General features: G+C 50.0%; 7 protein-coding genes and 1 pseudogene. 6 read left to right on the top strand and 2 right to left on the bottom strand.

What is annotated here, in order from left to right:
• Positions 1-1,063: WYL domain-containing protein (locus ACLTD4_RS31670; RefSeq protein WP_412331873.1), on the bottom strand; the 1,063-nt coding region annotated here is incomplete at its 3' end.
• A 195-nt stretch (positions 1,064-1,258) separates the two neighbouring features.
• Here ACLTD4_RS31670 and ACLTD4_RS31665 point away from each other — a divergent pair.
• From ACLTD4_RS31665 to ACLTD4_RS31655, 3 genes are all read left to right on the top strand, one after another.
• Positions 1,259-2,491 carry an RtcB family protein gene (locus ACLTD4_RS31665; RefSeq protein WP_117624202.1) on the top strand — a complete coding sequence of 411 codons (1,233 nt, stop codon included), beginning with the start codon at positions 1,259-1,261 and terminating at the stop codon, positions 2,489-2,491.
• Between the two features lie 581 nt (positions 2,492-3,072).
• The gene (locus ACLTD4_RS31660) at positions 3,073-4,170 is read left to right on the top strand and encodes a slipin family protein (protein ID WP_002602213.1); all 1,098 of its coding nucleotides are present in this window, start codon (positions 3,073-3,075) and stop codon (positions 4,168-4,170) included.
• A 415-nt stretch (positions 4,171-4,585) separates the two neighbouring features.
• On the top strand, positions 4,586-5,452 hold the full coding sequence (locus ACLTD4_RS31655) for an ROK family protein (RefSeq protein ID WP_243008448.1): 867 nt from the start codon (positions 4,586-4,588) through the stop codon (positions 5,450-5,452).
• Here ACLTD4_RS31655 and ACLTD4_RS31650 read toward each other — a convergent pair.
• Complete coding sequence (locus ACLTD4_RS31650; RefSeq protein ID WP_320995739.1) at positions 5,355-5,582, bottom strand: DUF6783 domain-containing protein; 228 nt, start codon at positions 5,580-5,582, stop codon at positions 5,355-5,357. The two genes, ACLTD4_RS31655 and ACLTD4_RS31650, sit on opposite strands and share 98 nt — an antisense overlap.
• Between ACLTD4_RS31650 and ACLTD4_RS31645 the strand changes: the two are divergent.
• The 3 genes and pseudogenes from ACLTD4_RS31645 to ACLTD4_RS31635 all read left to right on the top strand — a co-directional run.
• Positions 5,472-5,852, top strand: a pseudogene (locus ACLTD4_RS31645) (DUF6783 domain-containing protein); the annotation flags it as partial. The gene ACLTD4_RS31650 and the pseudogene ACLTD4_RS31645 sit on opposite strands and share 111 nt — an antisense overlap.
• Before the next feature lie 36 nt (positions 5,853-5,888).
• Positions 5,889-6,398, top strand: coding sequence for a GntR family transcriptional regulator (locus tag ACLTD4_RS31640; RefSeq protein ID WP_412331874.1), 510 nt, complete (start codon positions 5,889-5,891; stop codon positions 6,396-6,398).
• Between the two features lie 81 nt (positions 6,399-6,479).
• Positions 6,480-8,240 (top strand): class I mannose-6-phosphate isomerase, encoded by a 1,761-nt coding sequence (locus tag ACLTD4_RS31635; protein WP_117624198.1) that lies wholly within the window; start codon positions 6,480-6,482, stop codon positions 8,238-8,240.
• Positions 8,241-8,531 lie beyond the last annotated feature (291 nt).

The raw sequence follows: 8,531 nt of genomic DNA, 5'->3' as shown, positions 1-8,531 counted from the left end.
CCATCCGTGCAGTCCGTTCCGCCGGACGCCGGAGAGGGGGACTTTCTTTTTTACGGCCGTCGCCAAAGGAAACGCCCCATGTCTTAGAAAGATTCTTTTCCAGATCCTTTTTATGCTGTTCGTAACGGGCTTCCCCGTCATCTCCTCCTGACTCCAAGCGCGTCACCGACAGGAGATAGTCCAGCCTGAAGCTGGAGAAACGTTTTGATTTTGTCTGATGAACGATGACGTAGCGCCGGCCTGTCTGGGTACTCACCAGAATCTTTAAAGGAGTTCCTTCCACCAGCTCGGTCCGGCCTGTCTTTGCGCTCTTATTTTCCAGTTGGATTTCTTTTCGTTCCCTCATGGCGCGCAGGAGCTCCAGGAGAATCTCGTCCTCCAGCGTATGAACCAGGAAGTCGTGTTTGAGACGGAATACGGTATTTTCCTTCTGAAGATTATCCAGTATGGTGCTGCCGATAAATCCGAAGGCGGCGCTTCCCTGATAGAAACTGACCATGTCAAGGAACCTGGGGGAAGCGGTCATTTTTTCCAGCCAATCCATGGAACACAGATTCGAGGTATTTTCCTCACAACTATTCTCACGCTTTCCGTAAAGCAGCCTTCGCCCTTCCTTTTTTGCCGTTAAAATTCCCAAAGACTCGTACTCCACCAGCTTTTTTCGCACAGTCTGGGAGTCAAAGAGGACTTCGTACCGGCTCTGGAGCTCGTCTGCCGTCTCATCTGCCGTGTAGAATTCGCCGTCTGCGAGAAAATCCAGAATCAAGAAATGCAGCATGATGTCATTGGAGGTAAAGCTCTTTGATTTCCAGGCGGAAAACAGCGGGTTGACGGCGATCCGGTTGCTGTGGGCGATGATGGCCACCGTTTTCTTCCGTTCCTCGTTGTACTCGCTGTGAATGTAGGGAGAAAACCAGCTTTCGATCCTGCGGCGCTCGTTGTCGTAGGTCCGGCCGCTGCCATCGCTGTAGTCCTCGCGGGTCTTAAACCCATATACGTAAAAATCCCGCACATAAGTACGGATCCGGTCGAACCGTTTCACAAGCTCTGAAAATTCTTTCATGGTATCTTCACTTCCTTCTGGACTTCTTCTTTTGCCGCTCTGCCGGGCTATTGTAACAGCTGTTAAATTTGATTATACTTCCATTTTTTCCTGCTGTCACCAGGTTCGCACCCTTTTTTAAATGATTCCTCCGGTAAATACTGGTAAGATAAAGTCACAACAGAGAACAAAGAACAGGAAATGGGGAATGAGATTATGTTTACATGGAAAGAAGAGCAAATGAATAAGCCGGTGAGAATCTGGCTGGAAAATATAGAAGAGGTTGAGGAAGGATGCCTGGAACAGGCGCGCCATTTAGCGCAGCTTCCATTTATCCATAAATGGGCGTGCCTGATGCCGGATACTCACCAGGGAAAAGGAATGCCGATCGGAGGAGTCATCGCTGCGGACGGCGTCATCATTCCAAATGCTGTGGGCGTCGATATCGGCTGCGGGATGAATTTTGTCTCTACCAATATAAAAGCAGAAGATCTTAAACCAGTTATGACCGGCAATGGAACCATGTTCCAGGCCATTACCGGAGAGATCATGAGAAATATTCCGGTTGGCTATAACTCTTACAAGAAGAGACAGGAATCGGAGGTATTGGACCGGTGCCTGGCTCATGCAGCCGATTATGAGAAGAATGAGACGCTGTTTCCGTTAATTGAGGATGCCTTTTACCAGATCGGTACGCTGGGCGGCGGCAACCATTTTATCGAGCTTCAGGAAGATCAGGATGGGTATCTGGGGATCATGATTCACTCCGGAAGCCGCCATTTTGGAAAGGAAATCTGTGACCATTTCCACAACAGAGCGAGAGTATTAAATACCGCATGGCACAGCGCTGTCCCGGATTCATACCGTTTGGCGTTCCTTCCTGTGGACAGCGCGGAGGGACAGGACTATATCCTGTGGATGAACCTGGCGCTGGAATACGCGTTTGAAAACAGAAAGCGCATGATGGAGAAAACTCTGGAGATTGTGGCTCAGAAGGTGGAAAAGTACCTGGATACGACCATGGAATTTACCGAGCAGATCAATTGTCACCATAATTACGCTTCTTTGGAGACCCATTACGGGAAAGAGGTATGGGTGCACCGAAAGGGCGCCACCAGAGCCGGTAACGGTGAGTTGGCCGTGATCCCGGGTGCCATGGGTTCCTACAGCTATGTCGTCATGGGAAAAGGAAACCCGGAGAGCTTCGAGAGCTCGTCCCACGGGGCGGGAAGGGCCTATTCCAGAAAGGCCGCGATGGAGAAATTCTCCTGCGAGGAAGTTATAGATGATTTAAAGGCCCAGGGCGTAGTCCTCGGGAAAATGAACAAATCCGATGTGGCGGAGGAAAGCCGCTTCGCCTACAAAGACATTGACCATGTGATGGATCAGCAGAAAGATCTGGTCGTTCCGGTCAAAAAGCTGAAGACGGTCGGCGTGGTGAAAGGATAGAACTGCATCACGCTGGAAAGAAATTGATCATAGCTGCAGAAATCATGGCGTAAAGGCCAGATGGTGCCGGCTGCTTTGCAGTACGGTATGCCGCAGTGAATTCCATCGTCCGCAAGGGCGGGGGATTATATATGATAGCGCCGAAACGGCAGGCAACTGCCATCGGAGGATGATGTGTCGCGGGTTCGAATCCCGTCTGCCTGATCCAGGCAGTAGCTAAGTTGGTATAGCAATCATTAGACACCTTTTTAGTGTCCCCTAAAAGATGGGGAGAAGGCCGGACTGCCAGGCTGCGGATCGTATTTCAGTCCTGCGGCCAGCATGAAAAGAGCCATGTGATGAGGCGGCTACCGCAGATTTCGATTTATGCCCTGATCGGCCGAACAGGCGGAGGTGGTGAGTCATATGCCGCAGCCCGCTGCCGGCCCGGTCACGACGAATGAAGAATCTGCCAAAGTCCATCCCGCTTTTTTGTGCGGTGGTCCGGTGTTTCAACCCGTGTAAAGAAAAGTCCGCCCGCGCGAAATGGCGATGTTCACCAGCGTAAAGTGGATTATAAAAATAGAAAAGAGGGAAGGTATATGCGTATTAATGTAAATCAGACCCAGTGCGGTTTCGTTATGAAAAATGGCTGTTATGAGAAAATGATATTTGCCGGAACGTACCACTATCCGGCCTGCATGGGATATAAGGTGATTATAGAAGAGATGCGTGGGAGAGTGGGATTTAAGGAAGTCCCCTTAAAGGTTTTAAAAGAAGATGCCGCGTTTATGAGCCGTGTCACGATGGTGGAGGTACCGGAGGGGCAGCTGGGAATCCTGTATATCAACCATGCGGCGAGCGCTGTTGTAACAGACCGCGAGGCCGCTTACTGGAATGTATGGGAACCGTGTGAGCTGCGTTTCATCGACATGAGGGAGCCGGTCATGGACCGGAACGTGGAAAAGAACCTTCTGCGTCTGATCGCCCAGCAGTATTATAAGAAGATTGAGATTCTTCCTGGAGAGATGGGACTGTTGTACCAGGATAATATTCTGACGGATGAGCTGGGACCCGGAACGTATTATTACTGGCTGTATGCCCGTGATGTCTTATGCCGTATTGTGGATTTAAAAATGAAGGAACTGGAGATCAGCGGCCAGGAGATCCTGACGGCTGACCGTGTGGGAATCCGGCTGAATTTAACTGCTACATACCGGATCGCAGATCCGAAGCGGCTGGTGGAGACCATCAAGGGTGTGGAAAATCAGCTTTATACCCGTATCCAGCTGATTGTACGGGAATATGTGGGCCGTTACCGCCTGGATGAGATACTGGAACAGAAGGAGGCCATCTCCGGTTTTCTGGCACAGCGGATGAGGGAAGAGCAGGAGCAGTACTGCGTGGAGGTTCAGACCATCGGAATCAAGGATATAATCCTTCCGGGGGAAATTCGGGACATCATGAACACGGTACTGATCGCGGAAAAGAGAGCGCAGGCCAATGTCATCACGCGGCGCGAGGAGGTTGCCTCCACACGGTCACTGTTAAACACCGCGAAACTGATGGATGAGAACAAGACGCTTTACAAGTTAAAGGAATTGGAATGCCTGGAGAGAATCTGTACCCAGGTTGGAAATATATCCGTGGCAGGCAGCGGAACTCTGATTCAGCAGCTCAGAGAACTGATGGGAACGTAATAATAGACTTGTGCCGCCGGACTTAAATGCGTACTGCATAGTGCGTGATATCTGCGTCAGGTGTACGTCCGCGAAGCGACGGCGTAGTGGACCCTACGACTAGCTTCGTGGGCGTGCTCCTGGCGTAGATAGCGGGTGCAATGCAGTACTAGGAATTTAACTTCATATCGGACACACCGTGAAGGCGGCTGTCCTGCAACCGGGAAATTGATTGCAGGACAGCCGCCTTCACTGGTATGCGCACTTCGCGCTGATACGAGCAGTCTGACTTCGTTCTTGTAACAAGTGCATAATACCTTTTGATCAGTATTAACAAAAATACAGAGACACTGGGAAAAGACTTGTTTTTACGTTTGAATTATAATATTATAATGTTATAACTTTTGGAAAGGCGGCAGCAGGAAAAATGTATTTGATGTTAGATGTTGGCGGGACAGAGATTAAGGCCGGCGTACTCGATGAACACGGCGCCATTCAGGGCGGAATCCGCCATTTTTCTTCCCATGCGAAGGCGGATCAAGAGGCGATTCTGGATCATTTTTCCATGATCATAAAGGAGATGGCGGGCCGATGGAAAGGTGTCTCCATCGATGGAATCGGCATGGCGTTTCCGGGGCCGTTCGATTATGAACGGGGAATCAGCCTGATGCAGGGGCTGGATAAATATGATTCTATTTACGGTATTTCTATAGAAGAAGAGATGAAAAGGCGGACAGACTTTATTCAGGATACAAATTTTTGTTTCCTCCACGATGTGGAGGCGTTTGCACTGGGGGAAAGCTGGTTCGGGGAAGGCCGGGAGGCGGGGCGGCTTCTGTGCCTCTGCATTGGAACGGGCACCGGGTCTGCGTTTATAGAAAATAAAAGGGTGATAAAAGAGAAGACGGAGGGAGTGCCTGATCATGGCTGGATCTATAACCTGCCCTACCGGGATTCCATCATTGATGATTATCTCTCCGTCCGGGGACTTTTAAAAATCAGCAGGGAGATTACGGGAACCGGGCTGAATGGAAAAGAGCTGTATGAGCGGTGTCTGGAACAGGAGGAGAAGGCGCTCCTGGTATATCAAAGATTTGGTGAGGAATTAAACCGCTGCATATGTCCATTTCTGGATTCGTTCCATCCGGACTGTGTCGTGCTCGGAGGGCAGATCTCAAAAAGCTTTTCCTATTTCGGGGAAGGCTTTAAAAAAGAATGTGAAAAACGGAACACGACGGTCTGCCTGGAACCGGAGACCTCGGCCAGAGCCATGCAGGGACTGTTTGTTGCCATGAGCCATTAGGGCGTGTTTGAAAATTAATTCCTGCCATCTGCACGCCCCATTTCGCGGGAGATTTGCCCCGAATTCGCTTAACGTAGCCCACTACGCCGCGCTCATTCGGGACAAATTTCCCACAAAATGTGACATACATCTGACAGAAAGCAATTTTCAAACATGCCCTGGGATAACGGAAGATGAGGAGGGACAGAATATGTTAAATCATGAAAAGGGAGCGCCGCCGCTTTATTCGCAGCTGGAATCCATAATCAAGATGCAGATCGAGCGGGGAGAGTATAACCGGGGGGATTTTCTGCCGACGGAAAAGATGCTGATGGATCAGTATGAGGTCTCGAGAGTGACGGTCAGGCAGGCCATGGCGGCCCTGTCCCAGGCCGGATATATCAAATGCTCCAGAGGAATCGGCACAGAGGTGATCTATGAGAAAATCGACGAACACATGAAGAGCGTCATCAGCTTTACGGATGAGATGAAACAGCACAATATCACTATGGAAACCATCTATTGCCGCATGGAGAAGATCATGCCGGGGACCACCGTGGCATCGGCGCTTCAGATTCCCAAAACGGAGATGTGCTACTGCCTGACCAGAGTCCGCAGTGTCCAGGAAAAACCGCTGGTGTATACCGTTACGTATCTGAGAGATATCGTGGAGCTTCCTATGGACAGCCAGTATTATATGGAGTCTCTGTACAAATATTTAAGTGAGGTCCATGAAATAAGAATTGTAAAAGGAAGGGACACACTGGAAGCGGCGCTGCCCTCTCCGGAGGTTCAGAAATTCCTGGAAATAGAGGCCCAGATGCCTGTATTTAAGCGGATCCGCCAGACATTTCTGCCGGGAGAAGACTTTCCCGAGCTGCATAACGGCGTAAAGGATGGGCTGGTCTTTGAATACTCCGTCTGCTACTATCCGGGAAATCGTTACAAATATACAGTCGATCTATAGTAACGATTCAGCCGTGCATCATTTTGCTGCCGCACGGCTGAATCGTTACGAAATTACCATGAATAACAGGGAGGCAATATCATGAATATCGCAGGTAAATATAACAATTACGATCCGCATCCGAAAAAGGTGATTCCAGGATTTGAGGATCAGGCGTGGGAAGGCGTCCCAGCTGTCAAGGCGGAGCTGACCCGCAAGGCAGAGGACATCCTGAGCAGGGAAAAAAGAGCGGTTCTCTGTCTGGATTTCTATCCCGGTGTCGCCAAACAGGAACTGATGGAGCTGGCACTCTCCTTAAATCCAGCAAAAATCATGGATATGGAAGACTATGCAAAATCAGAGGAAGTGCTGAACCGCGAGTTTCATGACTTCATCACGGAAGACCGCGTATTCGGAGTGATCTGCCACAAGAAGCTGGCCGATTTCTTTGATGCGGCCAAGCTGGAAGCGGCGGCAGCGGAGCTGGAAGCGCAGAAGGAAGGGCTGGTGGTGATCGCCGGCGTAGGAGCCGGTCTCATAAGCAGAGGCGATATTTACGTTTACTGTGGCATAACGAGATGGGAAATCCAGCTACGCTACCGGAAGGGAATGCCCAACTGGCACTGCACCAACAGTGATGCTCCCATTTTAACAAAATATAAGCGGGCCTTTTTTATCGAGTGGAGGCTGGCGGACCGTTACAAGAAGGAGCGGTATGATCAGTTTGATTATGTGCTGGAGAGCGAAGAAACCGGTGATCCCAAGCTGATAACAGGCCAGGCTTTTCGCGGCGGCTTAGAAAAGGTCAGCGCAGAGCCGTTCAGAATGGAACCGTATTTTGATCCCGGCGTATGGGGCGGTCACTGGATGCAGGAGAATTTCGGACTGGATCCGGAGAAGGAGAATTTCGCATGGAGTTTCGACGGAGTACCCGAGGAAAATTGCCTGAATCTTACATATGGTAGCGTAACCGTAAAAATACCAGCTATCGACCTGGTAATGTATCGTCCTCATGAGCTTCTGGGAGAACGGGTTCACGGCCGTTTTGGCGCGGAGTTCCCCATTCGTTTTGACCTGTTGGATACCATGGGAGGCGGCAATCTGTCTCTTCAGGTCCATCCGCTGACGGAGTATATTCAGGATTCCTTTGGAATGCACTACACACAGGACGAGAGCTATTATCTTCTTGATGCGGCAGAGGACGAAGAGACTTACGTCTATTTAGGCGTGAAAAATGGGGTAGACCGCGACGCCATGGCCCGTGATCTGAAGCGGGCGGAAAAGGGGGAAATTCCATTTCCGGCGGAAGAGTATGTGAACCGGGTACCGGTAAAGAAACACGATCATATTCTGATCCCGGCGGGAACCATCCACTGCTCCGGCAAAAATACCATGGTGCTGGAGATCAGCGCCACCCCCTATATCTTTACCTTTAAGCTGTGGGACTGGGGCCGAGTGGGACTCGACGGAATCCCGCGCCCGATTCACGTGGAGCACGGTTTAAAAAATATTCAGTGGGACCGTGACACGGACTGGATATACGATAACATTGTACACCAGGAAACGGTACTGTCCGATGAACCGGGGAAAATGGTGGAGCGCACTGGACTTCACAACCGGGAGTTCATCGATACCTGCCGTTATACGCTGACCGAGGCTGCTTCAGTTGAGACGGACGATTCCGTTCATGTAATGAATCTGGTAGACGGCAGATGCGCCCGCATTGAAAGCATGGATGGCAGTTTTGAGCCATTTGAGATTCATTATGCGGAGACTGCCATTGTGCCGGCTGCCGCAAAGTGCTACCGGATTGTTCCGGAAGACGGAGAGATTAAAATGGTCGTGGCATCGGTACGCCGATAGAGAATAACAAGCAGGGGCCCGGGCTAAGCAGCAGATTCACTGCTTTGCCCGGGCCTTTGCTGTGGTTAAGATGAGTGTATTGTGTGTCACAGAGAAATAAACACCATATATTGTGTATGAAAATATAAAATTGAGGGTATAATAAAAAATATCAAAAAAATTCAAAAAACATGTTGACTTTTGTCGGCTGCTTTGATATGATATACCTCGCCGCTGAAAACGGCGGCAAACTTTTCCAAAAATCTTCCAGCTGAACCGCTGAGAAAGTTTTGAAGAAAATGAAAAAAGTGG

The sequence above is a fragment of the Hungatella sp. genome, from assembly GCF_046966825.1.
This window is presented reverse-complemented; position numbering and strand designations above follow the sequence as displayed.